The following is a 25882-nucleotide window of genomic DNA, read 5'->3' on the forward strand; positions in this document are numbered from 1 at the left end:
ACCGGGCGCGCGTCCCACTCCCCATGAGCCACCACGGACGCACCCTGGCCGCGGCAGCGGCGCTGCTGCTGCTCCTCACCGCCTGCGGCGGCGACGACGGCGGGTCGGGCGGCTCCGGGGCCCCGGCGGCCCCGGAGGGCACGGCCGCCGCGACCCCGGCCCCCGGCACGCCGCCGGCCACCCCCGGCCCGACCGCCACGCCCGGCGGGTCGGAGACGGAGGACCTCACGGTCCCGCCGGCGGCGGGGAGGGGCACGACGGTCACCGGCACCGTCGAGGCCGGCGTCGAGCCGGGCTGCCTGCTCCTGGCGCCGGAGGGCGGCGGCGAGGCGTACCTGCTGCTCGGCGGGCCCGCCCGCGACGTCTCCCCCGGCGCCCGGGTCCGGGCCGTCGGCACCGTCGAGACCGACCTGCTCTCGACCTGCCAGCAGGGCACGCCGTTCCAGGTCACCGAGCTCGAGCTGCTCCCCTGACCACCCGCCCCGGCGGCGGACGCACGAGGGCCCCGCGGCGCGCGCCGCGGGGCCCTCGCTGGTGCTGCGGGTGCAGCCCCGGTGGCTCGCTCAGCCGCCGACCACCACGCGGCCGGTGCCGAGGACGGCGCCGGACTCGTTCCGGAACCGGGCCTCGCCCGAGAGCACGCGGCCCTCGGTCGGCTCGGCCTGCGGGGTGAGGGTGCCGGTGAACTCGGCGCTCTCGCCCGACGCCAGCTCGACCGCGCCGCCGGACACCGCGAGGGTGCCGAGGGCCGGCGAGGTGAAGACGTCGAGGTAGTCGTACTCGGTGGTGCCCGCCGGGACCGAGTAGCCGTCCACGACGACCCGGTAGGTGCCGGCCGGCGGGTTGTTCACCGTCACGGCCTCCTCGGAGTCGCCGTCGGCCTGCTGGGCGACCTGCACGCCGTCGCGGAAGACCGTGAGGTCCAGGTCCGCGCCGAGGTCCGAGGGGTTGCCGATGACCGCCCGCATCTGCGTGGCACCGGCGGGGACCACCACCTCGTACGCCTGCGAGGCGCCGTCGGCGATGCTCGGGCGCTCCTCGCGGGTGCTGCCGAGCGGGCCGCCCTGGCCGGTCACCGTGACCGGGCCGAGGTCGTTCGTCACGGTCCACGCGAGCGGGACGGGCGTGCCGACCGCTCCGGCCTCGACGGTCTGCTCCTCCGGCTCGACCGTGACGGCCTCGACCGTCGCGGTGACCCGGTAGGGGTTCTCGAGGAACGGGCTCGTGCGCCGCGACTCGACCTCGATCTCCCAGATGCCGGGGATCGGGTCCTGGTAGGCGCGGGTCACCGGGTTGCAGGCCGCCGGGTCGCTGAAGCGCGTGTAGCAGGCCAGGCTCGAGGTGGACTCGACCGGGACGCCGTACGGGCTGAAGGCGATGAAGCGGGTCTGGCTGCCGGTCGCGACCCCGCCGAGGTCGACCTGGAGCACGTCGGCGCCCTCGGGGACGTCGACGAAGATGCTGCGGGTGCCGTTGCGGTCGACCGCGCCGGACGCCGAGGCGCTGTAGCCGGGGCCGGTGAGCGGCGCCGTCGCGATGACGCTGACCATGATCCGCGCGTCGGCGCCCGTGGTGGCCGGGTCGTCGAGCTGGAGCAGGGCGCTCTGCGCGCCCTCACGGGCCCGTACGGTGACGTCGACGGCGACGGTCTCGCCGCGGGCCACGCGCACCTTCTTCACCGAGGTGGAGAAGTCGCCGTTCGACCCGACGAGGCTGACGTCGTGCACGCGCTTGCCGGCGGGGCCGGAGGTGCGGGTGACCTCGACGGTGTACGTCTTCGTCGCGCCGGGGGCGGCGCCACCGTCCCCGGAGGAGCAGCGGTCGTAGACGCCCACGCCGACGCCGGGCTCGCGCAGGTTCTCGGACAGCGCGGTGCAGACCGGCGCCGAGACCTCGTACCCCTGGACCTCGACGGTCTGGGTGAGCATCCGCCAGGCGGCGTTCGTGTCGATGAGGCCGCTGCCCTGCGCGTCCACGCCGACGCCGGGGATGAGCCGGGCGGTGCTGGTGAGCGCCTGGCGCAGCTGGGCGGGGGTGACGGGCAGGCCCTTGGCGTACGACCCGGAGAGCAGCAGCGCGACGGCGCCGGCGGTCTGCGGGGCCGCCATCGAGGTGCCGTTGAGCATCGCGTAGCCCGCCGGCAGCGGGTAGCCGGCCTCGGCGACCGGGCCGCCGGCCTGCCACAGCGGGACGGTGGAGATGGCCGAGCCGGGCGCCGCGACGTCGGGCTTGACGTCGCCGGCCTCGCTCGGGCCGCGGGAGGAGAAGTTGAACAGCGCCTGCTCCGCGCGGACCTCGGAGCCGTAGTTCGCCTTCCACGTCTGGCGGGAGATCGACGCGGCCACGGCGAGGGCGTCGGAGGAGACGGCCGGGTCGCCGACGGTGTTCAGGCCGGGGCCGGAGTTGCCGCCGGACAGGACGATCTGCACGCCGTACTGGTCGATGATGCGGTCGTAGAGCTCGGCGCGGGCGTTGTCGCCGTCGTTGAGCGCCGGCAGGCCGCCGATCGACATGTTGATGACGTCGACGCCGCGGTTGGCCGCGAGGTCGAGCATGCCCTCCGTCAGCGCGACCGCGGTGCAGCCGCCGCTGAGGAGGCAGGCGCGCGAGGAGACGAGCTTCGCGCCGGGGGCAGCGCCGTCCATCGCGCCGCCGAACATGGCGTTGGCCGCGGTGATGCCGGCGACGTGCGAGCCGTGGTTGCTCGACACGATGCCGATGTTGACGAAGTCGGCGCTCTGCCCGGTGAGGCCGGCCGGGCCCAGGTCGACGTCCTCGCGGTACTCCACGACGAAGGGGACCTGCTCGCGGACGCCGGTCTCCGGCTGGTCCGTGCCGAAGTGCCCGACCTGGTACTGCTCCCCGTACGGGCGCATGAGCGTCTCGTCGGTGAAGTCGTTGTCCTGGTCCACGTCGACCCAGATGGCGTGGTCGCTCGGGCGGTAGAGGACGCCGAAGAAGTCGTTCGTGTCGCCGTCGCGGTTGACGTCGCCGCCGAGCTCGCTGCCGGCGGTCGCGCCCTCCGCGAACCGGTTGACGAGGTACGTGCCCGCGGGCGCGGTCCACGTGGCGCTCTGGTAGGTGAACGTCGGGCCGCTGACCTGCGTGAGCATCGGGCGCCAGGAGGCGTCGCCCTCGACCAGCGGGTCGGTCGCGGTGACCCAGTCGGTGATCTTGCGCTCGCCGGTCGACGTCGTCTGCAGCGACGGGTGGTCGAGGTCGACACCGGAGTCGAGGATGCCGATGGTCACGCCGCGGCCGTCCCACCCGGGGTGCTGCTGCTTGAACGTGACGGCCTTGGTCTCGCGGGTCGGCATGTACGGGTTCGCGTCCGGCGTCTGCGGGCCGGGGCCCGCGACCGCCGCCGCGGCCGCCGCGCCCGCGCGCTCGACCGCCGGCTGCGGCACGCGCAGCAGCTGGTCGAGGTCGACGGCGACGACGTCGCGCAGCTGCGCCGCGCGCTCCACCGCGCCGGTCGGGACCGTCGCGCGGACGTACCCGACCTCGTCGTAGCGCGAGCCGACGGTGGCGCCGAGGGCCTCGAGGCCCTCGACGACCTCGCCGGTGCGCTCCGGGTCGGTCACGAGCATCACGCGGACCGTGGCGTCGCCCTTGCGCTGCGCGGCCGCGAGGAGCTCGCGGTCCTGCGCGCCGAGCGCGCCCTCGGCCTGAGCCCCCTCCTTGGCCGCGGTGCTGCCCGCCGCCGGCGGGAGGTCCACCGCGCGGGTCAGCGACTCCGGCGCGGCGGCCGGGGCGGCGGTCGCGGGCACGGCCCCCGCCGCGCCCGCGACCACCGTCGCTCCCACCGCGAGCACCGCGGTGATCACACGTCCTGCTTGTCCTGGCACTCCTGGGCCCCCTCGATGCACTCCGCCGACCGAGCGGTCGGCGTCGAGCGCACCCTGCCCCACTCCGCCCCGAGAGGGAAGGGGCACAGCCCGTGATCACGGGGCCTCGTGGCCAGTTCGCAACCTTCTGGTGTCAGGTGCCCGGCTTGCGGCCGTACACGAACACCATGGTCCCCACGGGCACCTTCTCCCACAGGACCTTGATCGCCCGGGCCGGGACGTGGACGCAGCCGTGCGAGCCGGGCTCCTCGAACAGGTAGCGGTCCGAGATGTGGAACGCCTGGCCCTGGTCCCAGAACATGGAGTACGGCATGGGCGAGCCGTACTGGCCGGACACGTGGTCGATGTCCTTCCAGTAGACGCGGCAGTAGTTGCGCGGCCCACGGCTCGACGCGGTACGGCACTCGGGGCCGCGCCCGGCGGTCGTACGGGTCTCGTAGCCGTCGCGGCCCGAGCGGATGAGGTAGGGCCCCCAGGTGCGCTTGCCGCCCTCGACGAGCCACATGGCCTGCGAGGTGAGGTCGACGCACACGGCCCTGCCCTGCGCGGCGTGCCCGCCGCACTGCGCGGTGCGGGTGGCCCAGAGCTGCAGGCGCTTGACCGCCGCGTAGGTCTGCGGGCCGGCGTAGCCCGTCGGGCTGATCCCGAACACCCCCTGCCAGCGCTGGATCGCGCGGCAGTCGGACAGGCTGCTGCGCCCGTCCACCGGGAGCTTGAGGTGGGCCTCGACCTGGCGCTGGTACGGCCCGGTCGCGGTGTTGCAGGCGGCCGCGCCGGCGGGGGCGGCGGCCGAGAGGGGCAGCAGGACCGCTGCCAGCAGGAGGGCCAGCAGGCTGGCCGTCAGGGCCGGGATCGTCCGGCGGGTCGTCGTCACGCTCACCCTGAGAGCGTGCGCCCGTGACTGATACACCGTCTCCGGCGCTGGCCACGGAAGATCCTCACCGCGCTGGTGGGGCTCTGCCAGGACGCTCCCGGCGGATCAGGACGTGCCGGGCGCGGGCTCCCCGTCGACGCTCACCTCGACGCCCCCGCCGAGGAACGAGAGCAGCCCCCGCACCTGCTCGGACTCGGCGAACGGCTCCTCGTACGACCACGCGCCGTCCTCGACGACCGTGCCGCCGGCGGTGAGCGTCGCGTAGGTCGCGACGCCCTTGTAGGGGCAGACCGTCGTGGTCGGCGACAGGCGCAGGTGCTCGGCGCGCACGTCCTCGCGGGGCAGGTACCACCGCGGCGGCAGTCCGGTCTCGAACAGCTTCACCGGCCGCGTCGAGTCCGCGACGACCTCGCCGCCGACGCGCACGACGACGTGCTCGCCGCTGCGGCGGGTGTCCACCCGGTGGTACGGGTCGCGCGGGTGCCCGACGACCTCGTCGTCCTCCTCGAGCCAGCGGTCGAGGGCGCCGAAGCGGACCTGGACCAGCCCGGCGAGCGCGGGCAGCGCGGCCGGCTCCGGGACGTCGTACGCCGCGTCCTCGACGACGCGCCCGCCCCGCCGGGCGTCGAGCAGGCGCAGCGCGCCCTTGGGGTCGTCGTCGCGGGTGCGGCCGCTGGGGGCGAGGACGCCGGCGCGCACGTCCTCGGCGGGGAACCACCAGACCGGCAGCGCAGCGACCTCGTGGAGCATGCGGACCCGGCGGCTGTCGACGACGCACTCGCCGTCGAGGTAGCCGCGGACGCGCTGCGGCACGTCCTCGAGGTAGAGCGGGTGGCCGGACAGGACGGTGCCGCGGTCGAAGACGCCGGCGCGGGTCGGGGCCAGCGGGCCGGTGCCGAGGGTGAGGCTCACGCCGGGGCCCCGGTCGGGCGGACCACGGTGTAGCGGGCGCAGGCGAAGTCGCGGTTGCGGGCGACCTCCTCGAGGCGCAGCTCGACGCGGCGCGGCAGGAGCGGGGCCCCCGCGCCGAGCGCGACGGGGGCGTACTGGACCCACAGCTCGTCGAGCAGGCCGGCGTCAGCGAACTGCCCGGCGAGGTCGCCCCCGCCGACGACCCACACGTCGCGGTCGCCGGCCGCCTCGGCCATGGCGGCGTGGTGGGCGGAGACGTCGCCCTGCACGACGCGCAGGTCGGCGCCGTCGACGCGCGGGACGTCGCCGTGCGCGAAGACCCAGGTCGGGACCCCGTACGGCCACGCCCCCGGCTCGTGGTCCAGGACCCAGCGGTACGTCGTCGCTCCCATGACCACCGCCCCGACGCGGTCCATGAAGCGCTGGTACGCCATCGGCCCGTCCGGGTCGATGTCGCGGGACAGCAGCCAGGACAGGGTCGCCTCGGGGTCGGCGATGAAGCCGTCGACGCTGGAGGCGGTGAAGTACGAGGTCGCCATGGGCCCACTCTGCCGCGCCCCGCCGCCGCGCGGGGCCGTCGCCGTCAGGCCTCGCAGAGCTCGGCGGTGCGCTCGAGGACGGCGCGGCCCGCGTCCTGCGTGCGCCGCCCGAGGCCGCACGCCGACGCGACGACGACACGGCGCTGCAGGTGCTCCTCGACGAGGTCGCGCACCGCGCGCTGGTCGCCCGGCGCCTGCTCCTCGTGCGCGACGCCGGCCGCGAAGCGCACGTCCAGCGGGAGCCGCAACCCGGCGAGCGGCGCGTAGAACGCGGGGTCCGTGGTCGGCGGGCGCTCGGCCGCGGCGAACGGCGCGTGGACGAGCTCGAGCGGGCGCCCCTCGGGCCAGCCGCCGATGATCGCGCCAGCGAGCAGGACGAGCGGGCCGACGTCGGTCATGGTCGCGTAGGCGCGGTGGTTCATGTCGCCGAGGCAGAGGTGGACGGCGAACCGCGTCCCCTCTGCGGTGGCGGCCGCGAGCCTCGTGACGCCGCGGGCCAGGAGCCGCGCGAGGGCCGGGCGCACCGGGGGCGGCGCCTTCGCGAGCATGACGAGCTCGAGGGGGACCTCGACCTGGAAGAGCGTTCCCGGGCCGGTGAGGGCGGCGACGTCGCGCACCTCGGCGAGCGTGGCCTCGGTGAAGGCGCGCCGGCTCCTCACCGCGCCCGTGCGGCCCAGGGCGAACGCCGCCACGTCGAGGTCGCCCGGCACGCCCTGCTGGAACCGCAGGTCCGTCCTGCTCCCCCGGACCTCGAGGAACTGCGGGTGGCTCTCGCGCACCGCGGCGACGTGGCCGAGGTCGAGGGCGGCGCCGTACAGCCGGCGGCCCCGGCGCACCCGCAGCCGCGGCGTGCGGTCGTAGTCCGACCAGTCGCCCTGCTGCGCCAGCTCGAGGTCGGGGTGCTCGCGCAGGCCCTCGATGATCGAGATGATCCAGTTGCGCCGCTCCCCCGTCTCGCCGTCGGGGAGCGTGCGCAGGTACGGCCCGAGCACGTCCAGCGCCGTCGTCGTCGCGGCGGCGGGCGTCGGGCCGGGCAGGCTGCCCACCAGGTGGGCCTCGCGCGGCGGCACCCGCCCAGTGGAGCAGATGTCGCGGGCCGCGTCACGGGGTCAACTGGGTCGGGGTGCGATCACGCCAGCACCTTGACGCGGTAGCGCAGGCCCGGCGCTATGGCGAGGCGGGCGTCGGCAGCTGCGTCCAGGGGCGCGCCACGCCTCACGCGAGCCGGAGCACCTCGTTCAGCGCCAGGACCGCACCGAAGCCGAGGCCCGAGGCGACCAGCAGGCGCAGCCCGAGCCGCGGACGCCCCGGTGCCTCGGGGGTGACGAGCGCGGGCGGCGGCGTCGGCTCGGTCAGGGCGCCAGCGGGTACCCCCTGCTCGAGGAGGCCCGGCAGGTCGCGGCCCAGCCGCTCGACGGCGTCGGGGGCCAGGACCTGCGGGAGCGCCAGCAGGGCACGCTCGAGCCGCTCGAGGCCGAGGACGACGGCCCCGTCGGCGGTCCGCTCCTGCAGGTCGCCGTGCCCGACCAGGCACAGGCAGCCCTTGACGTGCCGGCGGACTCCGGGCGGCAGGACAGCCGCGACCGCGGCGGACTGCGTGAGCACGGACTCGGTGTGCTTCAGCCGCTTGCGGCCGTTGTGCCGCAGGACGCCGTCGCGCACGTCGGCCGTGCCGGTCCAGTTCTTCGCGTCCACCACGACCACCCCGCCCGGGCCCACGACGACGTGGTCCAGGTTGGCCTTCGGCCGGCCGGGCCACCGGACGTCGTGCAGCGCCAGCCAGCCGTGCCCGCGGAGCCGGTCGAGGCGCTCGCCGACGAGGCGCTCCCCGTCTGCGCCGGCCCCCCAGGTCACCTGGCTCCTGCGGGCGCGCTCGAGCTCGCGCTCCAGCCGCTCCGCCCGTGCCGCTGCCCGCTGGGCCTGCTGCTCGGCCCCCTGCCCTGCCGTCATGGGTCCCCCTCCCGCCGGCTCCCCATCGACCGGCAGGAGGTGCTCCTGAGGACGGCTACTCCTGGAGGTTGGTCCGTGCTTGGTCGACCTCGCGCCGGTCCTTGACGTCCCCAGACAGGCGGTGAGCGTCCAGGGCCGCCGCAGATCCCCGCTCGCTCGTCGTGGCCGAGGCGCGGTCCCGTCGGGGCGCCACACCCCGGACGTCACCGGCGACGTACCGGTCTCCGGCCGCTGTGAGCTTGTTCCGGGCGGCAGCCGCGAGGTCGACCCCGCAGACGTCGGCGAGCCGTACGAGGTAGAGCAGGACGTCGGCGAGCTCCTCGGCGACGCGGGTCGCCAGCGGGTCCCGACGTGCCACCTCGGCCGCTGCGTCGGCGTCGAGCCACTGGAACAGCTCTGCCACCTCGCCCACCTCCCCTACGAGCGCGAGGAGGAGGGACTTCGGGTCGTGGAACCGCGTCCAGTCGCGCTCGTCGGTGAACCTGCGCATGCGGTCGCGGAGGTCCATCAGGTCGGTCTCGGGCTCGGACACGCCGCCGAGGATGTCACGCCCCCAGCGGACGTACCGGCGGTTATGGTGCTGCCCACTGCGGCCCGACGGGCTTCCACACGCTGCTCGCAGCTCCGGACACGCCCCCACCCGCGCGAGACGACTCGTGCTGCCTGGGGGACTGTCCGTGACGCTGCTCCGTCACTCCGCGGCGGGGCTTGCCGCCCTGGCGCTCGAGGGGAGCCTGGGACTGCGCATCGCCGAGCAGATGCGTCACCGGACCGGCCGCAGCCCCTCCCCCGCCGAGATCACCTCGTGGGACCGCAGCCTGCCGGTGCTGGCGCAGGACCTCTTGCGCGCCGGCCTCGACCGGGTCGAGGTGCTCGTCGAGCACCACCTGCCCCTGACGTCGAAGCGGGCCGACGTCGTGCTGGCGGGCGCGCATCCGCGGACGGGAGAGCCTTCGTACGTCGTGGTCGAGCTCAAGCAGTGGAGTGCCGCGACGCCGTGGGAGGACGACCCGGAGCTCGTGCTCGTGCCCGGGACCGCGCGACCGCACCTGCACCCCGTCGCCCAGGTGCGCGGCTACTGCGACTACCTCGTGGACTTCACGTCCGCGCTGCAGGACGTCCCCGACGCGGTCGCAGGTCTGGCGTACCTCCACAACGCCACGGACGAGCAGGCCGTCTCCGGGCTGTGGGCGTACCCGCAGGACCGGTACGGGCGCCTCTTCACCGCGGCACGGCAGGGCGAACTCGTCGACTTCCTGCTGGAGCGGCTGGACCCGGCGTCGCGGGGGCGCCGTTCGCGGACCTGCTGCTCTCGAGCGCCGTGGCGCCCAGCCGCCAGCTCCTGGCGGTCGCGGCGGACGAGGTGCAGCGCCGTGAGCAGTTCGTCCTGCTCGCGGAGCAGAAGCTGGCGTACTCGCTGGTCCTGCACGAGGTCGAGCGGGCCCGCTCCGGGGACCGCAAGGCTGTCGTCCTCGTGACGGGCGGGCCAGGGAGCGGCAAGAGCGTGATCGCCCTCTCGCTGCTCGGCGAGCTCGCGCGCCGCGGCCGCACCGTGCTGCACGCCACGGGCTCGCGGTCCTTCACCCAGACCCTGCGCAAGGTCGCGGGCCAGCGTGCACCGCGGGTGCAGCGGATGTTCAAGTACTTCAACTCGTTCATGGAGGCCGAGCGCAACGGCCTCGACGTCCTCATCCTCGACGAGGCCCACCGCATCCGGGAGACGTCGGTGGACCGCTACACGCGCGCGGCGCTCAGGACCGGCCGGCCGCAGGTCGACGAGCTGATGGCGGCGGCACGCGTCCCGGTGTTCCTCCTCGACGAGCATCAGGTGGTACGGCCTGGCGAGCTCGGTACGGCCGAGGACATCGAGCGCTACGCGGCTGCTCTCGGGCTGACAGTGCATCCCGTGAACCTGGATGCGCAGTTCCGCTGCGGCGGGAGCGAGGAGTACGTGCAGTGGGTGCTGCGGCTCCTCGGCCTCGCGGACGGCGGCCCTGTGCCGTGGCAGGGTGATGCGTCGTTCGAGGTCCGGGTCGCCGAGACACCCGAGGAGATGAAGGCGTTCCTCAGGGAGCGCATGCAGAAGGGGTACGGCGCGCGCATGGCCGCCGGCTACTGCTGGCCCTGGAGTGACCCGCGACCCGACGGGTCCCTCGTGCCGGACGTCCGGCTCGGCGGTTGGGCACGACCCTGGAACCTCAAGGGCGACCGCTCCGTGGGCGGGGCACCGCCGGCACCGCTGTGGGCCACCGACCCCGCAGGCTTCGACCAGGTCGGGTGCGTCTACACGGCCCAGGGCTTCGAGTACGACTGGTCGGGCGTCACCCTCGGTCCGGACCTCATCTGGCGCGACGGCCGTTTCGTGAGCGACCGCGCGGCGAACAAAGACCCGGACTTCCGCAACCGCGCAAAGGTGAGCGACGAGGACTTCGACCGCCTGGTTCGCAACGTCTACAAGGTGCTGCTAACCCGGGGAATGATGGGCACCATCTTGTACTCCAGCGATCCGGCAACTAGTTCTCTGCTGCTGAAACTTCTCGTCGCAGGAGACAGGCAGTTCGTCGCCAGACAACGTTCCGGCGCGCGGCGCCTCAGCCAAAGAGCGCCAACGCACCTAGGAGTACCTGTGCTACTGCCAGCAGCAGCGCCCACCTCTCCGCCCGGGTGAAGCGCTCCCCAGTACGACTACGACTGGCACCCGTGCTCCCGCCCTTGAATACCGAGCGTGTCTCACCCGCCAGGGGGCGCGCCGGACTAGCTACCTTCCCCAAACCCATGCCACCCCCGACGAGGCCTACTACTAGGACGCATACAGCAATCACTGCAACAAAGCCAGCCAGCGGGCCGTCGAGCCCTTGACGTACCAGCACCAGCAGCCCTGCGGCAGCACCAATCAAGAGGATTGCTACACCAAGGTCTGAAAGACCTGCTCGACCACTTGTACTCTCAAGCTCGAACATGACTGCCGTCGCACCGCAGGTGAATAGCAGCCAAGCAGAGACAGAACCGGCTGTCGACCACCCTCCACGCGCATCCATCAGCCCTGGCAACGCCCAGAGAATGGATCCAGCCGCGATTAAGCCGAAAGCGAGCCCGAGACCCTCGAACTCGTGCTTGGGTTCCTCCTTGCTGCTATTCGGCCGCTCGTCCCCCGTCACGCCTAGCAAGGTACAGCACGTCGAGTGCCGTCGCTTCCCGCACCGCGGGGCCAGTGCTGCGAGTGACATGATGGAGACGTGTATGGAGAACTCAGGAGGGGACTGTACGAGACACTGCGAACGGTCGACCTCGATACGGCTGTCGCTGGAACCTCGTTGACTGCCCGCTACGCGGCCACTTCCAGCGAGGATCTGCCAACGCTATTAAGTAGACACATCGCAGCCGCTGTGCTGCGCAAGCTCGAGGACGAGCGCGACGAGGGCCGCCGCCGAGCGCTCGTCAACGACGTCCTCGGCGCCCTGCAGGTCTCCGACGCGCTCCTGCCCGACGGTCCCGTGCAGCAGCTCATCGCGCTCACCTACGAGGAGGCCCCCGGCGTCCACCGGATCCTCCCCCGTCCCACGACCCCGCTGTCCGACGCCGCGCTGCTGACGAACGCCACGGGGGAGCCGCAGCTCGGGACCGAGCTGCGCGCGGAGCTCGCCAGCGCCGACCGGGTGGACCTGCTGTGCGCGTTCGTCAAGTGGCACGGCCTGCGCCTGCTCGAGCAGCAGCTGAGCGAGCTGCGCGAGCGCGGCGTGCCGCTGCGGGTCATCACCACGACGTACGTCGGCGCCACGGAGCGGCGGGCGGTCGACGAGCTCGTACGGCGCTTCGGCGCCGAGGTGCGCATCAACTACGAGACGCAGTCGACGCGGCTGCACGCCAAGGCGTGGCTGTTCCGGCGCGGCACGGGCTACGACACCGCGTACGTCGGCAGCTCCAACCTCTCCCGCTCCGCCCTCGTCGACGGGCTCGAGTGGAACGTGCGCCTCGCCGCCGTCACCACCCCGCAGCTGCTGCGCAAGTTCGCCGCGACCTTCGACAGCTACTGGGCCGACCCGGCGTTCACGGCGTACGACCCGGACCGGGACGCCGACCTCCTCGACGAGGCGCTGGCACGGGGCGGAGGTCGCAGCGGCACGGCGACAACGAGCACCCTGGCGGGGCTCGAGGTGCGCCCGCTCCCCCACCAGGAGGAGATCCTCGAGGCTCTCGACGCGGAGCGGCAGGTCCACGACCGGCACCGCAACCTCGTCGTCGCGGCGACGGGCACCGGCAAGACCGTGGTCGCGGCGCTGGACTACCGGCGCCTGCGCGATCAGCTCGGCGGCGACCCGACGCTGCTCTTCGTCGCCCACCGCAAGGAGATCCTCGAGCAGTCGCTGCGGACGTACCGCGAGGTGCTCGCCGACGGCGCGTTCGGCGAGCTGTACGTCGGCGGCGCGCGACCGGAGAAGTGGCGGCACGTGTTCGCCAGCGTGCAGTCGCTGTCGGCGTACGGCATCGATCGGCTACCTGCCGAGCACTTCGACGTCGTCGTCATCGACGAGTTCCACCACGCCGAGGCGGCGACGTACCGCCGGCTGCTCGACCACCTCCAGCCGCGGGAGCTGCTCGGCCTCACCGCCACGCCCGAGCGCAGCGACGGGACCGACGTGCGCCGCTTCTTCGACGGGCGTACGGCGGCCGAGCTGCGGTTGTGGGACGCCCTCGCGGCCGACCTGCTCTGCCCCTTCCACTACTTCGGTGTGTCCGACGACGTCGACCTGAGCGGCGTCGCGTGGAAGCGCGGCGCGTACGACGTGGAGGGCCTCGACAAGCTCTACACCGGCAACGACGCCCGCGCGGCCAAGGTCCTGCGCGAGCTGACCGACAAGGTGACCGACGTCCGGCGGATGCGGGCGCTCGGGTTCTGCGTCTCCGTCGCCCATGCGGAGTACATGGCCCGCGTGTTCAGCGAGGCCGGCATCCCCTCGCTCGCCGTGCACGGTGGCACGGGTCCCGAGGAGCGCGCGCAGGCGCTGGAGCAGCTGCGGCGCCAGGAGGTCGGCTGCCTCTTCGCCGCCGACCTCTTCAACGAGGGCCTCGACCTGCCGCAGGTGGACACGGTCCTGTTCCTGCGTCCGACCCAGAGCTCCACGACCTTCCTGCAGCAGCTGGGACGCGGCCTGCGCCGGGCCCCCGGGAAAGCGGTCCTCACGGTGCTCGACTTCATCGGGCAGCACCGGCGGGAGTTCCGCTTCGACGTGCGTTACCGCGCGCTGACCGGCGCGAGCCGCACGGGCCTCGTACGTCAGATCGAGCACGGCTTCCCGTTCCTGCCGGCGGGGAGCCAGATCGTCCTCGACCGGGTCGCGCAGGGCATCGTGCTCGACAACGTCAAGCGGCAGATCGCCCTCACCCGCAAGCAGCTCGTCGCCGACGTGCGGACGCACGGCGACCTCGACCTCGCCGCGTACCTGCGCGAGTCCGGGCGCGACCTCAGCGACGTCTACAAGGCCAAGGGGTCGTGGACCTCGCTGCGGCGCGAGGCAGGGCTCCCGACGCTCAACCCCGGCCCCGACGAGGCTTCCCTCCTGCGCCGCGTGTCGTCGCTGCTGCACGTCGACGACCCGGAGCGGGCGGCGGCGTACGCCCGCCTCGCCGCGCCGGACGGGCCGGCGTACCACGACCTCACCGAGCGGGAGCAGCGCCTGGCGCGCATGCTCTTCTTCACCCTCTGGCCGAACACCGGGGGGTTCGCCCACTACGAGGAGGGCCTCGACCGGCTGCGGCGCAACCCCGCGGTCTGCGAGGAGCTCCGGCAGGTGGTCGCCCTCGGGCTCGACTCCGCCCGGCACACGCCCCGCTCGCTCGGCGACGGCCTGCAGCACGTGCCGCTGGCCAGCCACGCGCGCTACCGCCGGGAGGAGATCCTCGCGGCGCTCGGCTGGGCGTCCCTCGAGCGCAGCGCGCGCGGCAACATCACCGGCGTCGCGTGGGCCGAGGAGACGCAGACCGACGCACTGCTCATCAACCTGCAGAAGTCGGAGAAGGACTTCTCGCCGACGACGATGTACCGCGACTACGCGCTCAGCACCGAGCTGTTCCACTGGGAGTCGCAGAACGCGACGTCGCTCACCTCGCCGGCGGGGCAGCGCTACCTCAACCACTGCGAGCTCGGCACGCACGTCGTCCTCTTCGTCCGCGACGCCCCGGAGAACGAGTTCGGGGCGGCACCGTTCCTGTGCCTCGGGCAGGCGTCGTACGTCGAGCACCGCGGCGAGCGGCCCATCGCCATCACCTGGCGGCTCGACCGGCCGATGCCGGCGGAGACGTACCTGACGGCGTCGGTGGTCGCTGGTTGACGTCCCCGCGAGCGAAGGGGTACAGGTAGAACGAGGTGTACACCGTTCTACCCAGGATGCTGCCGTGAGCATGAACATCAAGAACCCCGAGACCGAGGCGCTCGCCCGCCAGGTCGCCGCGCGCACCGGGGAGACCCTCACCGGCGCGATCACCCAGGCTCTGCGGGAGCGCCTCGAGCGCATCGACGCCCGACCGGGCGGGCGCGACGTGCAGGCCACGATCGACGCCGTGAAGGCCATCACCGGCGACCTGGCGAAGCGCCTCGAGGACGGCCCCGGATCGGCCGACATCGACGCGTTGCTCTACGACGAGCGCGGCCTGCCCCGGTGATCATCGACTCGTCGGCCGTCGTCGCCATCGCACTTGAGGAGAGCGACGCAGACCGCTACCTGCGCGCCGCTGTCGAGGCGCGGCCGCTCCGCATGTCAGCGGCGAACCTCCTTGCGGCGAGCATCGTGGTCGACCGGCGGCGCGATCCGGTCGCCTCCCGACAACTCGACCGCCTCGTCGAGCTGCTGCGTGTCGTCGTCGAGCCCGTCACCGAGCGGCAGGCACGCCTCGCGCGTGAGGCATACCGGGACTTCGGTCGGGGCAGTGGGCATCCGGCCAACCTGAACTTCGGGGACTGCTTCGCCTACGCGCTGGCCAGGGACCTCGACGAACCGCTGCTCTTCAAGGGCGACGACTTCGTCCACACCGACGTCGAGCCGGCCGTGCCGCAGGGCTGAGCCGGCAGACGTGCGTCATCGCTGCAACTGGCGCAGCTCGAGCTCGCGCAGCCACGCCGTCTCCAAGCGCTCGACGACGGCGTGGGCGCGCAGGCGGTCGTACCGGCCCGGCTCGTCCTCGTAGAGCGCCACCGCGCCCACCAGGGCACGCTCCCGCGCCACCGGCAGCGCCGCGTCGAGCACCATGAGGTCGACGTCGTCACTGCCCGTCAGCACGGCGAGGTCGTTGAGCAGCGCGAGCACGTCGAGCCGGCCGGCGCCGGGTCTGGTCGCCACAGCGACGTCGAGGTCCCGCGGGTGGGGCTCCCCCGCGCGGTGCTGCCGAACACCGTGAGCACCGCCAGCCCGTGCCGGTCGGCCAGCGCGCGTCGAGGCGGCCGTCGTCGGCGGCGGCGCGCAGCGCGGCCAGCGCCTCGTACGGTCCCGCTCCCATGCCGTCACGCTAGCGCGGCGAGGATGCGGCGCAGCCGTACGGCGACCGCGACGTCGTCGACCACGTCGGCCGGGTCCTCGTGCTCCCACGCCCGCGTCGGCCACCAGCCGTGCTCCAGCAGGTGCCGGTCGGTGTCGCGGTCGCGGGCGACGACCGAGGCGAGCTTGGCCCGCCACCAGTCCGCGTTGGCCCTCGGCAGGTGCAGGTGCTCGGGGCAGGAGTGCCAGAAGCAGCCGTCGACGAAGAGGGCGATGCGCGGGCCGCGCAGGACGACGTCGGCGCGGCGCCGCCGGTTGGTGCCGGCCGGGGTGGCGTCCACGAGGAACCGGTAGCCCCGGCGGTGCAGCTCGCGGCGCACGGCGAGCTCCGCTGCCGTGTCCCGGCAGCGGTTGCGCCGCATGATCCGCGCGACGCCCGGCGACGAGGCCGGCGGCGCGGGCGGGAGGAGCACGGGCGCCACCCTGCCGGTCCGGTCCGACAGGTCAGTCGGACCGCAGGCGCCGCGCCATCACCGCCACCAGGGCGACCCACGCGGCGGCGACGACCCACCCCGCGAGCACGTCCGAGGGCCAGTGCACGCCGGCGACGAGCTGGGCGACCCCGACGAGCAGGACGAGCGGGAGACCGACGGCCACGACGAACCGCGGCCGGCGAGCCACGAGCAGCAGGCCGCCGAGCAGCGCCGCGGTCCCGACGGCGTGGCCGGACGGGAAGGCGTACGCCGACGCCTCGTCCGCCGCCGCCCACAGCTCCGGGCGGGGACGCGCGAACGCCCGCTTGAGCAGCGGGTTCAGCAGCAGCGGCAGGAGCGCCGCGGCCAGGAGCAGGAGGGCCTCGCACCGCCGGCGCCGCACCGCGAGGACGAGGGCGGCGGCCCCGGCCACCCCCGCCAGCACGACCCCGTCGGTCGCGTCGCGCACCAGCACCGCCACGTCCTCGACGGCACCGCCGTCGGCAGGGCGCAGCCGCAGCAGCAGCTCGCGCTCCCCCGGTAGCCGCACGCGCCGCTCAGCTCCCGCGGGCCGGCCAGGCGGGCCAGGCGTGCTGCCAGCGGAGCCCGGGCGGGCCGTAGGGCTCGGCCTCCTCCTCGTCGTAGGACGAGCAGCCCGTGCTCCCCGGCGTCCGCGTCGTCACCGTCGCCTTGCCGGGCTCGCACGCGAGCTCCTCGGCGTACCGTCCGCCGACGACGTCCTCGACGGCCTCCCGCAGCTGCTCGGCGACCTCCTGCGGGTCCTCGTCACAGGCGTCGCAACCGCACAGCGGGAACGCCCCGCCGCCGGAGCGGCCGTACCGGAGCCTGACCCCGGGGAACGGCGTGAGCTCGACCTCGAGCGGCGTGCCCCCGCCGTCGGGGACGAGGCGGACGCCGCCCGCGACCTGCTCGGTGCGCACGGCGAAGCGCCGCTCGAGGTCGGCCACCAGCGCCCGCGCCACGCCGTGCAGCACGCCGAACCGCTCCGGGTCGGTGACGCGCTCGTACGCCTCGTCGGGCGGCCCCTCCGGGCCCCACCTGCTCACGGGGCCCAGTGTGGCGCCCTCAGTGGTGCGGGTGCCCCTCGTCGGCGATGTGCCAGTGCCCGGCCATCCCGAAGTCCGAGTGGTGCTGGACGTGGCAGTGGTACATCCACGCGCCCGGGCCGACCCGCTCCCCCGCGATGACCTGGAACCCGAACGAGTCGGCCGGGCCGGTGACGCGGGTGTCGAGCAGCCGCGACTCGTCCCGCGCGTCCTGCACGAGCCCGGTCCGGTTGTCGGCCCAGCGGTGCCCGTGCAGGTGGAAGGTGTGGAACAGCTCGCCGTGCGTGATCATGATCCACTCGACGCGGTCGCCGAGGCGCGAGTGGAACGTCGGCGCCTGCCCGGCCGGCATCCCGTTGACGATGACGTCGGCGAAGACGCAGACGATCTGCTGGTCCGGCAGCGGGTCGCCGGGGCGGCGGACGACGAGGGCGCCGTACAGGCCCTTCTGCACGCCCATCGTCCCGTGGTCCGAGCCCACCGAGTGGTCGTGGTAGTGCCAGTAGCCGGCGCTGCCCGACGCCCAGGTGCGGTCGCGGCGGCGGTGCGGGGCGTGCGAGCGCCAGACGTACGTCCGCTCGGCGCCCGGCGCGACGGTGCCGCCGTTCATCGGGGTGCCGTCGCTGTCGATGTCGTAGTCGACGCCGTGCACGTGCAGGCTCACCGTCGTCGTGGCCTGGTTGACGACGGTGACGCGCAGCGTCTCGCCCTCGACCATCTCCAGCGTCGGGCCGGGCACCGTGGGCTCGCCCGGCTCGAGGCCGAAGCCCCAGCCGGCGCCGTCCGGCAGGTCCGCCGCGTAGAGCGTCACCTCGCGGGGCTTGCGGCGGGGCCTGCGGGCGACCGCCACGCGGGGCGCCTCCTCGGCCTGCGCCGGACCGGCCACCGCCGCGAGCGGCGTGGCGAGCAGGCCCGTGAGGAGGGAGCGCCGGCGTACGCGGCTCCCCCGCGCCTGCTCGGTCGGGGCGTCGGGGCGGGTGGGCAGGGCGCTCACGCGGTGGGTCCTCCTCGTCGAGGTCCCGCGGCCGGGCGCGCTGCGGCTCACCCGCAGCGGGCACACCCCCGCCCCGCGGGTGGCAGGAGGAGCGCGGAGAACGCTACGTCCTGACCACCCGCGGAGGGAAGGGTGCCCGGGTCAACATCCGGTCGTGCGCGGCCTCAGCGCTGCAGCGTCACCCCGGCCCGCGCCAGCCCCTCGAGGGCGACGCCGCCGACGGTCGCGCTCGTCGACACGGTCAGGACGTGCTTGCCGGCCCGCGCGGGGGTGCCGTCGGTACGGCGCCCGTCCCAGTACCAGACGTGCTTCCCGGCGGGCAGCGACGCCCACACCGCCTCGCGCACGGAGGTGCCGGCGGCGTCGCGCACGTCGATGCGCACGGCCTGCGCCCGCTCGAGGGTGAAGATCAGCCGCGACGCGTCGTCGCGCCCGTCCCCGTCCGGCGTGAACACGGCCGGCGCCAGCGAGGTGATCGCCGGGTGCAGGCGGCGGACCTGGATCGTCCGGGCCGGCGAGGGGTGGGCGGTGTCGCAGACGGTGGCCGCGCTCGAGCAGAGCACCGCCTGGACCGTGTGCGGGCCGTCGGCGACGTTGTAGACCGGCAGGCTCGCCTGGTACGGCGCCGAGGCGTCGGTGCTGACGACCCGCCCGTCGAGCAGGAAGCGCACCGCGCCGCCCGGCGCGGTCGCCGAGACCGCAGCGGCGGTGGTCCGGACCTCCTCCGCGGGCACCGTCACGGCCGGCGCGGGGTTGCGCACCGTCACCGTGGTGACGGTCTGCTTCGGGGAGCAGGACGTCGGCGACGTGCAGCCGGAGACCCGCAGCGGCTGGGCGCCCGAGAGGCCGTACGAGGTGACGGACGCCCTGGCGACGCCGCCCGCGACCCGCGCGACGACGGCGGACTGGCCGGGCAGGGCGAAGCGGACGTACGGCGACGCCGAGCTCGCCGTCACCGCGACGGCGCCGGAGACCACGGCGCCGGCGCGCGGCGAGGTCGCCCGCGTCTGCGTCAGCGAGGCCAGCGCCGCCGGGAAGTCGACGATGCCCCGGGCGAAGCCGAGGCCGCCGCCGCGCGTCGCGCCGAGCACCGCCGCGGTGAGCTGCGGCTCGGTGGCGTCGGGTGCCGCGCCGACCAGCAGCGCGACCTCGCCCGCCACGAGCGGCGAGGAGAACGAGGTGCCGTCCCAGGGACCCCAGGTGCCGTCGGTGTTGGCCGCGGCGATGCTCGAGCCGGGCGCGGCGACGTCGACCCAGGCGCCGAAGCTGCTCCAGGACGGCCGGCCGGTGCCGTAGTGGTTCGACGCGCCCACGGAGATCACGCCCGGCAGGGCCGCGGGATAGTTCGGGACCTTGGTGCCCTCGTTCCCCGCGGACGCCACGACGACGGCGCCCTTGCTGCGCGCGTACGCGACGGCCTCGCGCTCGTACGGCTCGACGGTCGGGCCGCCCAGGCTCAGGTTGATGACGTCCGCGCCCTGGTCCGCCGCCCACCGGATGCCGCGGGCGACGTCGTCGCTCCACATGCCGCCGGCGTCGTCGGCCACCTTGACCGCGATGATGCTCGCGCCCCACCCGGCGCCGGCCATGCCGACCCGGTTGTGCGGCGCGGCCGCCGCCACGCTCGCCACCGCGGTGCCGTGGCCCTCGGCGTCGCGCACGTCCGCGTCGCCGTGCACGACGTTGCGGCGCGCGACGACCTTGCCCGCGAGGTCCGGGTGGCCGACGGCGACGCCGGTGTCGACCACCGCGATCTTCACGCCCGGGCCGCTGCGCGCGGTGTCCCACGCGGTCGGCGCCTTGAGCGCGGTCATGTACGGCTCCTGGTACCTCCACAGCGGGTCCTTGGGGACCAGGTGCGCCGAGCGCCGGTAGCCCACCGACACCGAGGCGACCCCCGGCTGGTCCTCGAGCGCCGTCGCGGCGCCCGTCGCCTCGTCGGCCGGGAGCACGACCTGGTACGCCCGCTCCCCCGCCACGGGCCGGGCGTCCTGCGCGCCGGCCGCGTCGAGCGCGGCCAGGCCGTCGGCCGCGGCCGCCGAGCGCGCCACGGGCGCGCCGGCCTCGAGCCGCACCGTGATCCGCGCCTGGTCCTCGGGGGCCTGCCGCGGCGCCGCCACGGCGGGCCCGGGGACCGGCGGCGGCGCCGGCCGGGCCGCCGGGCCGGCCGCCGCCGCCGCGCCCGCCGGCGCGAGCAGCCCCGCGAGGACGGCGGCGGCCGCGAGGACCGCGCGCGGGGGGCGTGGGAGGTTCTTCGTCACGTCCGACCTTCCTGGTCGCGTCATGGGGGCGGGGCGGGGCCGCCGGGGTGCCGGGTGCAGCGTGGCACCCGTCCATCGGCCCCGTCCCGTGGACTCCGCATCACCCGATCGGGTGAGCGGCAGGTGTCAGCGCCCCGCCAGCGGTGAAGGAGGGGGCGCGGCCGGCACCCGCCGGCGCGGAGAGGAGGCGCGGGACCCGTGGCGACGTACGAGGACGTGATCGGCCACCTCGGGGAGGTCGACTTCCCGGCGGACAAGGACGCCATCATCGAGGGCGCGGTCAAGGGCGGGGCCCCGGACGACGTGGTGCGGGCGCTGCGCGCGCTGCCGCCGGTCGAGTACGCGAGCGGGCAGGAGGTCGCGCGCTCCGCGGGCGTCACCCCGACCTGATCGGCGGGGCGCCTCCGCGGCGCCGCGGCGGGCTCGTACGGTGACCCCCACCCGGCCGGGCCCGCCCGGCCGCCGAGGAGGAGGTGCGGCATGGATGCTGGCGACCCGCAGGTGCGGGTGGAGCTCGAGCGGCGGCTGAGCGCCATCGAGCACGACGAGGCCGGGGACGTCGCGCACGGCGCCCTGCCGGCCGGGGACCTCTGGGCGCTCGCCGCGATCGTCGTCGTGGCGCTGCTCGTCGGCGCGCTGGTGGCCCTCTGATGCCCGCGCACGAGGACGTCGCGCGCGAGGCGACCTTCGGCTCGCTGCCCGTGGTGCGCTCCGAGCGCGTCTGGGGCTTCGGCGACTTCACCTGGGTCAACGTCGGCCTGGCCATCGCCACGTGGGCCTTCCTCGTCGGCGGCGCCACCGCCTCGCTCGTCGGCTTCGCCGACGGCCTGCTCGCGATGCTCATCGGCAACGCGATCGGCGTGGTGCTCATGCTGCTGGCCAGCGTCGTCGCCAGCCAGCGCTACGGCGTCGAGCAGTACACGGTCCTGCGCAGCGTCTACGGCTTCGGCGGCGTCGCGCTGCTCGTGTTCACCGTGGTGCTGTTCACCGAGATGGGCTGGTCCTCGCTGCTCGCGGTGATGTTCGGCCGCGCCACGACGCAGGTCTCCAACGAGGTGCTGGGCACGGACATCGGGCCGAACGCCCTGCCGGTGACCCTGTTCGCGCTGGTCGCGATCGCCGTGGCCTGGGTCGTCCTGGCCAAGGGCCCGCTGACGATCCGCTTCCTCAACCGGGTCGTCGCCCCCGGGCTGGCGCTGCTCACCGTCGGCATGGCCGTCGTGCTGCTCACCGAGACCAGCGTCGGCGAGATCCTCGACGCCGCACCGCTCGCGCCGTTCGAGGACGAGCGGCTCAACTTCGCGCTCGCCGTCGAGTTCAACCTCGGCGTGGGCTTCTCGTGGTGGCCCGTGATGGGCAGCCTCGCCCGGCTGACGACGAGCCCGCGCGCGGCGATGTGGCCGAGCTTCATCGGCCTGTTCGGCGCGACCGTGCTGGCCCAGGCCGTCGGCATGGCCGCCGCGCTCACCCTCGGCGACTCCGACCCGACCGTCTGGATGGTCCCCCTCGGCGGGGCCTGGCTCGGGGCCGCGGCCCTGGTGTTCATCGCCTTCGCGAACCTCACCTCGCTCGCGTCGATCGTCTACTCCACCTGCCTCGCGCTGCGCCAGGCCGGGGGCAGCGCGATGACCAGGGTCCGGTGGGAGTGGCTGTGCGCCGGGTTCTTCGTGCTGCCGGCCGCGCTGAGCTTCTTCCCCGGCCTGCTCTACGACGACTTCCTGCTCTTCGTCACCTGGACCGGGGCGTTCCTCGCGGCGATCTGCGGCACGGTGCTCGCGGACTACTTCGTCCTGCGCCGCCAGCGCATCGCCCTGACCCAGCTCTACGCGCCGGGCTCGGCGAGCGCGTACCACTTCACCGGCGGCGCCAACGTCGCCGCGCTGCTGTCGACGGGCCTCGGCGCGCTGACGTACGTGCTGCTCTACAACCCCCAGACGCTGGACACGCGCTCGGCCTTCGCCTTCGTCACCGCCTCGGTGCCCGCCGTCCTCGTCGCGGGGGTCGGCCACCTCGTCCTGTCGTGGCTGCTCAACCTGCGGGCCGGGCGCGGCGGGTACGCGCCGGCCGACCCCGCCCGCCCGAACCAGACCACGGAGGCCTGAGTGCCGCGCACCTCGCTCGCCGCCGTCCACGACGGACGGTCCGACCGGCTCGACGTCCGGGAGGTGCGGGTCGCCGACCCCGGCCCCGGCCAGGTGCTCGTGCGCCTGCGCGCGTCCGGCGTCTGCGGGTCGGACCGGCACGTCCTCGACGGCGAGTGGCAGCTGCCCAGCCCGACCGTGATGGGGCACGAGGGCGCCGGGGTCGTCGAGGCCGTGGGCGACGGCGTCGTCGACGTCGCGCCCGGCGACCATGTCGTCCTGTCCTGGTACTACCCGTGCCGCCGCTGCGCCGCCTGCGCGGCCGGGCGGGCGTGGGCCTGCACCGGCACCCGCTCGAACGACTGCCTGCTCCCCGACGGCAGCACGCCGCTCGCCGACGCCGACGGCACCGCGCTCTACCCCTACCTCGCCGTCGGCACCATGAGCGAGTACGCCGTCGTCGCCGAGTCGGCCGCGGTGAAGGTGCCCGCCGAGCTGCCGTTCGACGTCGCCAGCCTCATCGGCTGCAGCGTCACCACCGGCGTCGGCGCCGTCACCAACAACGCGAAGGTGCCCGCGGGCGCGTCGGCGGCGGTCGTCGGCTGCGGCGGCGTCGGCCTGTCCGTCGTCATGGGGCTCGCCCTCGTCGGCGCCGACCCGGTCGTCGCGGTCGACCTCAGCGACGAGAAGCTCGCGACGGCGCAGCGGTTCGGGGCCACGCACCTCGTCCGCGCCGACACCGACGTGGCCGCCGCGGTCCGCGGGATCACCGGGACCGGCGCCGACTACGCCTTCGAGGTGATCGGCCGGGTGCCGACCATCGAGATGCTCCCGGCCTTGCTGACCCCGGGCGGCACGGGCGTGCTCGTCGGCCTGCCGCCGGTCGGCGCCGTCGCCGGCATCGACGTCCTCGAGCTGGCCGAGTCGGGCAAGACCCTCATCGGCTCGAACTACGGCGGCGCCGTGCCGAGCCTGGACTTCCCGCGGCTCGCCCGCCTCTACCTCAGCGGTCGCCTCCCCCTCGACGAGCTCGTCTCGCACCGCATCGGGCTCGGCGAGGTCAACGAGGCGTTCGACGCGATGCGCGCGGGCGAGCGGACCCGCAGCGTCATCGTGCTGGACTGAGCCGTGGTCCGTACCGCCACCGTCGGGGCCGTCCAGCTCGTCGCCGCCCGCGGCGACAAGGAGGCCAACCTCCAGGCGCTCGAGGAGCTCGTCGCCGCAGCCGCCCGCCGCGGCGCGCGCGTCGTCGTCGCCCCGGAGATGGCGACCACCGGCTACTGCTGGCCCGACGAGGCCGAGGTGCGCCCGCTCGCCGAACCCGTGGACGGCCCCAGCACCCGGCGCCTCGCACGGCTGTGCCGGAGCACCGGCACCTGGCTCGTGGTGGGGATGCCCGAGGTCGACGAGGGCACCGGGCTGCTGCACAACACCTGCGTCCTCGTCGGGCCGGACGGGCCGCTCGGCGCGTACCGGAAGGTGCAGCCGTTCCTCGCCGACCCCTTCTGGTCGGTCGACGGGGACCGCCTCCCCCCGGTCTGGGAGACGCCCGCGGGGCGGGTGAGCCCGCTGGTCTGCGCCGACGTCGACTACCCGGAGCCACCGCGCGCCGTCGCGCTCGCCGGCGTCGACTGGCTGGCGCTCGCCACCGCGTGGGTCGACGAGCCCGCGCCGAGCGCGACCTGGCGGTTGCGCGCCTGGGAGGACGCGCTGCCCGTCGTCGCCGCCGACATGGCCGGGCGCGAGCTGGGGGTGCAGTTCAGCGGGGGGACGTGCGTGCTCGACCACGCCGGGAGCGTGCTCGACGCGGTCGACGCCGGGCCCGGCGTCGTCGTCGCCACGCTCGACCTCGACGCCGCGGCCCGGCGCCGCCGCGAGGTGCTCGCCGAGCGACGGCCGCGGGCGTACCGGCCCCTGGCGCTCACCACCCGGTGGGCCAGGCCGGACCGGGACCGCCTCTACGGCGAGGCGCCGCAGCAGGAGGCGCTGCACGTCGCCGTGCTGCACGGCCCGCCCGCGCGGGAGGCGCCGGCGCCGCCCGCCGGCACCGAGCTCGCGGTGCTGCCCGCCCTCCACCTCGTCGGCGGCGCGCCCGCGGACGCGGACGCCGCCGGGCGCGCGGCGGACCGGCACGACGAGGCGCTGGCCGCGCTCGGGGCCTGGGCGGCGCGGCACGGCTGCGAGGCCGTCACCTCCCTCGTCGAGCGGGTGGGCGGCGGGCTGCGCCTCGCGCTCGTCGCCGCCGGCCCGCGGGGGACGCAGGTGCGCCACGCGACCCACCTCGGGCCGTACGCCGCCTGGGCCGAGCCCGGGGACGAGGAGGAGCTGCTGCCGCTGGAGCGCCCGTGGGGACGGCTCGGCCTGCTCAGCGGCGAGGAGCTCGCGGTGCCCGAGACGTCGCGGGTGCTCGCCGTGCGCCGCGCCGACGTCGTCGCCGTGCCGGCGGCCGTCGCGTGGCCCTGGCCGGTGGACTACCCCGGCACGCGGGTGCCGCTCGGCGAGGGGCTCACGGGCCCCGACCGCACCTTCGCCCACCCGGCGCGCCTTCGGGCCGGCGACTCGCACGTGTGGGTCGCCCTGGCCAACGACGGGCCGACGACGAGCGGGGTCTTCGCCCCCGACCACGTCGCCGTACCCCGCGCGGAGGTGCTCGCGCCCGCGCCGGGCTGGGCGTCGGTGCTCGCCCCGCTGCGCGGCCCGACGGCCCTGGGGCGCCAGTGCGAGGAGAAGCCGCAGCTGACGCGCCGGCGCACCGACGTCTTCTCCCGGCCGCTGCTCGCCTGAACCGCCGTCACAGTGCACGGGCGCCGTCCAGGGGCACCGGCTCGTCCTCGGCGCAGCCGCAGGTGAAGAGCTGGTGCCCGCACGCCGGGCACTCCGCCGCGTCGCATCCCGGGTGGTGGTAGCCGCCGGGCAGGGTGCCGCAGTCGCCGCAGCGGCGCGGGAGGGGCACGCGGACGAGCGCGGGCGTGCGCCGGGGGCGGGGGCGCGCACGGCGGCCCGGGCGGTGCGGGTCGTACGCGCCCGCCCCGTCCAGCCCGTCCAGCTCGTGCAGCTCGTCCAGCTCGTCCAGCTCGTCGAGGTCCTCCTCCCACAGGTCCTCCAGGCCCACGACGTGGACGCGCTCGCGCCCGAGGCGCAGCGTCGGCAGGTCGCCGCGCGCGGTCCGCACGGCCCAGGGCCGGCAGGAGGCGGCGGTCGTCGTCTCGCGGTCGCAGTGCTCGCAGGTCGCCATGGGCCGGAGCGTGCACCGGTGCGGCGACCCGCCGCGGGCGCCGTCCACAGGCGGGCCGTCGGGGCGGGTCCCGCGGACCTGTGGACGACCGGGCCGCGGCCCCGTGCGGAGCCTGCCGGCCAAGGCGTACGGGTGCCCACCGAGGCTCGTCGGGCTGGTCCGGCACCCGTACGGGTGCT

Annotated in this window: 23 protein-coding genes and 1 pseudogene; 10 read left to right on the plus strand and 14 right to left on the minus strand. The window is 75.1% G+C overall.

Annotated features, from left to right (window positions below; all coding sequences use genetic code 11):
• The first annotated feature begins 23 nt into the window (after window positions 1-23).
• Window positions 24-473, plus strand: a complete 450-nt coding sequence (locus D5H78_RS09180) for a hypothetical protein (RefSeq protein ID WP_119950124.1) — start codon at window positions 24-26, stop codon at window positions 471-473.
• Window positions 474-563: 90 nt separating this feature from the next.
• Here the strand turns inward: D5H78_RS09180 and D5H78_RS09185 are convergent, their stop codons facing one another.
• The 7 genes from D5H78_RS09185 to D5H78_RS09215 all read right to left on the minus strand — a co-directional run bounded on the left by D5H78_RS09185 (window position 564) and on the right by D5H78_RS09215 (window position 8655).
• Window positions 564-3827 (minus strand): S8 family serine peptidase, encoded by a 3264-nt coding sequence (locus D5H78_RS09185; protein ID WP_218566418.1) that lies wholly within the window; start codon window positions 3825-3827, stop codon window positions 564-566.
• Between the two features lie 154 nt (window positions 3828-3981).
• On the minus strand, window positions 3982-4728 hold the full coding sequence (locus D5H78_RS09190; RefSeq protein WP_119950126.1) for a L,D-transpeptidase family protein: 747 nt from the start codon (window positions 4726-4728) through the stop codon (window positions 3982-3984).
• A gap of 99 nt (window positions 4729-4827) precedes the next feature.
• The gene (locus D5H78_RS09195; protein WP_119950127.1) at window positions 4828-5634 is read right to left on the minus strand and encodes a DUF427 domain-containing protein; all 807 of its coding nucleotides are present in this window, start codon (window positions 5632-5634) and stop codon (window positions 4828-4830) included.
• Window positions 5631-6173, minus strand: coding sequence for a dihydrofolate reductase family protein (locus tag D5H78_RS09200; RefSeq protein WP_119950128.1), 543 nt, complete (start codon window positions 6171-6173; stop codon window positions 5631-5633). Before D5H78_RS09200 ends, D5H78_RS09195 begins: the two co-directional genes overlap by 4 nt.
• A 44-nt stretch (window positions 6174-6217) precedes the next feature.
• Window positions 6218-7243 carry a hypothetical protein gene (locus tag D5H78_RS09205; RefSeq protein ID WP_119950129.1) on the minus strand — a complete coding sequence of 342 codons (1026 nt, stop codon included), beginning with the start codon at window positions 7241-7243 and terminating at the stop codon, window positions 6218-6220.
• Window positions 7244-7388: 145 nt separating this feature from the next.
• Window positions 7389-8123 (minus strand): NERD domain-containing protein, encoded by a 735-nt coding sequence (locus tag D5H78_RS09210; protein WP_119950130.1) that lies wholly within the window; start codon window positions 8121-8123, stop codon window positions 7389-7391.
• Window positions 8124-8178: 55 nt separating this feature from the next.
• Window positions 8179-8655: a nucleotide pyrophosphohydrolase gene (locus D5H78_RS09215; RefSeq protein ID WP_218566419.1), complete on the minus strand. Its 477-nt coding sequence runs from the start codon at window positions 8653-8655 to the stop codon at window positions 8179-8181.
• A 145-nt stretch (window positions 8656-8800) separates the two neighbouring features.
• Here D5H78_RS09215 and D5H78_RS20450 point away from each other — a divergent pair.
• From D5H78_RS20450 to D5H78_RS09235, 4 genes and pseudogenes are all read left to right on the plus strand, one after another.
• A pseudogene (locus D5H78_RS20450) lies at window positions 8801-10662 on the plus strand (DNA/RNA helicase domain-containing protein); the annotation flags it as partial.
• A 697-nt stretch (window positions 10663-11359) separates the two neighbouring features.
• Window positions 11360-14452, plus strand: a complete 3093-nt coding sequence (locus D5H78_RS09225; protein ID WP_119950131.1) for a DEAD/DEAH box helicase — start codon at window positions 11360-11362, stop codon at window positions 14450-14452.
• Between the two features lie 70 nt (window positions 14453-14522).
• Window positions 14523-14783 carry a type II toxin-antitoxin system VapB family antitoxin gene (locus D5H78_RS09230; RefSeq protein ID WP_245941636.1) on the plus strand — a complete coding sequence of 87 codons (261 nt, stop codon included), beginning with the start codon at window positions 14523-14525 and terminating at the stop codon, window positions 14781-14783.
• Entirely contained in the window at window positions 14780-15181 is a 402-nt protein-coding gene (locus D5H78_RS09235) for a type II toxin-antitoxin system VapC family toxin (RefSeq protein ID WP_119950133.1), read from the plus strand. The genes D5H78_RS09230 and D5H78_RS09235 overlap by 4 nt, the downstream gene beginning before the upstream one ends.
• Window positions 15182-15196: 15 nt before the next feature.
• Here D5H78_RS09235 and D5H78_RS09240 read toward each other — a convergent pair whose 3' ends face one another.
• The 6 genes from D5H78_RS09240 to D5H78_RS09265 all read right to left on the minus strand — a co-directional run bounded on the left by D5H78_RS09240 (window position 15197) and on the right by D5H78_RS09265 (window position 20387).
• Window positions 15197-15457 carry a hypothetical protein gene (locus D5H78_RS09240; RefSeq protein ID WP_119950134.1) on the minus strand — a complete coding sequence of 87 codons (261 nt, stop codon included), beginning with the start codon at window positions 15455-15457 and terminating at the stop codon, window positions 15197-15199.
• Between the two features lie 161 nt (window positions 15458-15618).
• Window positions 15619-16065 carry a very short patch repair endonuclease gene (locus tag D5H78_RS09245; RefSeq protein WP_218566422.1) on the minus strand — a complete coding sequence of 149 codons (447 nt, stop codon included), beginning with the start codon at window positions 16063-16065 and terminating at the stop codon, window positions 15619-15621.
• A 31-nt stretch (window positions 16066-16096) separates the two neighbouring features.
• Window positions 16097-16615 (minus strand): phosphatase PAP2 family protein, encoded by a 519-nt coding sequence (locus D5H78_RS09250; protein ID WP_119950135.1) that lies wholly within the window; start codon window positions 16613-16615, stop codon window positions 16097-16099.
• Window positions 16616-16622: 7 nt separating this feature from the next.
• Window positions 16623-17132, minus strand: a complete 510-nt coding sequence (locus D5H78_RS09255) for a DUF6226 family protein (protein WP_119950136.1) — start codon at window positions 17130-17132, stop codon at window positions 16623-16625.
• Between the two features lie 19 nt (window positions 17133-17151).
• Window positions 17152-18126, minus strand: a complete 975-nt coding sequence (locus D5H78_RS09260; RefSeq protein ID WP_218566423.1) for a multicopper oxidase domain-containing protein — start codon at window positions 18124-18126, stop codon at window positions 17152-17154.
• Between the two features lie 164 nt (window positions 18127-18290).
• Entirely contained in the window at window positions 18291-20387 is a 2097-nt protein-coding gene (locus D5H78_RS09265; protein ID WP_119950137.1) for a S8 family serine peptidase, read from the minus strand.
• 198 nt (window positions 20388-20585) lie between these two features.
• On the opposite strand from D5H78_RS09265, the gene D5H78_RS09270 reads away from it, so the two are divergent.
• The 5 genes from D5H78_RS09270 (at window position 20586) to D5H78_RS09285 (ending at window position 25252) form a co-directional block, all read left to right on the plus strand.
• The gene (locus D5H78_RS09270) at window positions 20586-20777 is read left to right on the plus strand and encodes a DUF2795 domain-containing protein (RefSeq protein ID WP_119950138.1); all 192 of its coding nucleotides are present in this window, start codon (window positions 20586-20588) and stop codon (window positions 20775-20777) included.
• 90 nt (window positions 20778-20867) lie between these two features.
• A complete protein-coding gene (locus D5H78_RS19305) occupies window positions 20868-21038 on the plus strand; it encodes a hypothetical protein (protein WP_165865679.1) in 171 nt (56 codons plus the stop codon).
• Window positions 21038-22489, plus strand: a complete 1452-nt coding sequence (locus D5H78_RS09275) for a purine-cytosine permease family protein (RefSeq protein WP_119950139.1) — start codon at window positions 21038-21040, stop codon at window positions 22487-22489. The genes D5H78_RS19305 and D5H78_RS09275 overlap by 1 nt, the downstream gene beginning before the upstream one ends.
• The gene (locus D5H78_RS09280) at window positions 22490-23593 is read left to right on the plus strand and encodes an alcohol dehydrogenase catalytic domain-containing protein (protein ID WP_119950140.1); all 1104 of its coding nucleotides are present in this window, start codon (window positions 22490-22492) and stop codon (window positions 23591-23593) included.
• A 3-nt stretch (window positions 23594-23596) separates the two neighbouring features.
• Window positions 23597-25252 carry a nitrilase-related carbon-nitrogen hydrolase gene (locus D5H78_RS09285; protein ID WP_119950141.1) on the plus strand — a complete coding sequence of 552 codons (1656 nt, stop codon included), beginning with the start codon at window positions 23597-23599 and terminating at the stop codon, window positions 25250-25252.
• A gap of 7 nt (window positions 25253-25259) precedes the next feature.
• Here the strand turns inward: D5H78_RS09285 and D5H78_RS09290 are convergent, their stop codons facing one another.
• A complete protein-coding gene (locus D5H78_RS09290) occupies window positions 25260-25703 on the minus strand; it encodes a hypothetical protein (protein ID WP_133412028.1) in 444 nt (147 codons plus the stop codon).
• Window positions 25704-25882 lie beyond the last annotated feature (179 nt).

The organism is Vallicoccus soli, from assembly GCF_003594885.1.
Taxonomy (GTDB): Bacteria; Actinomycetota; Actinomycetes; order Motilibacterales; family Motilibacteraceae; genus Vallicoccus; species Vallicoccus soli.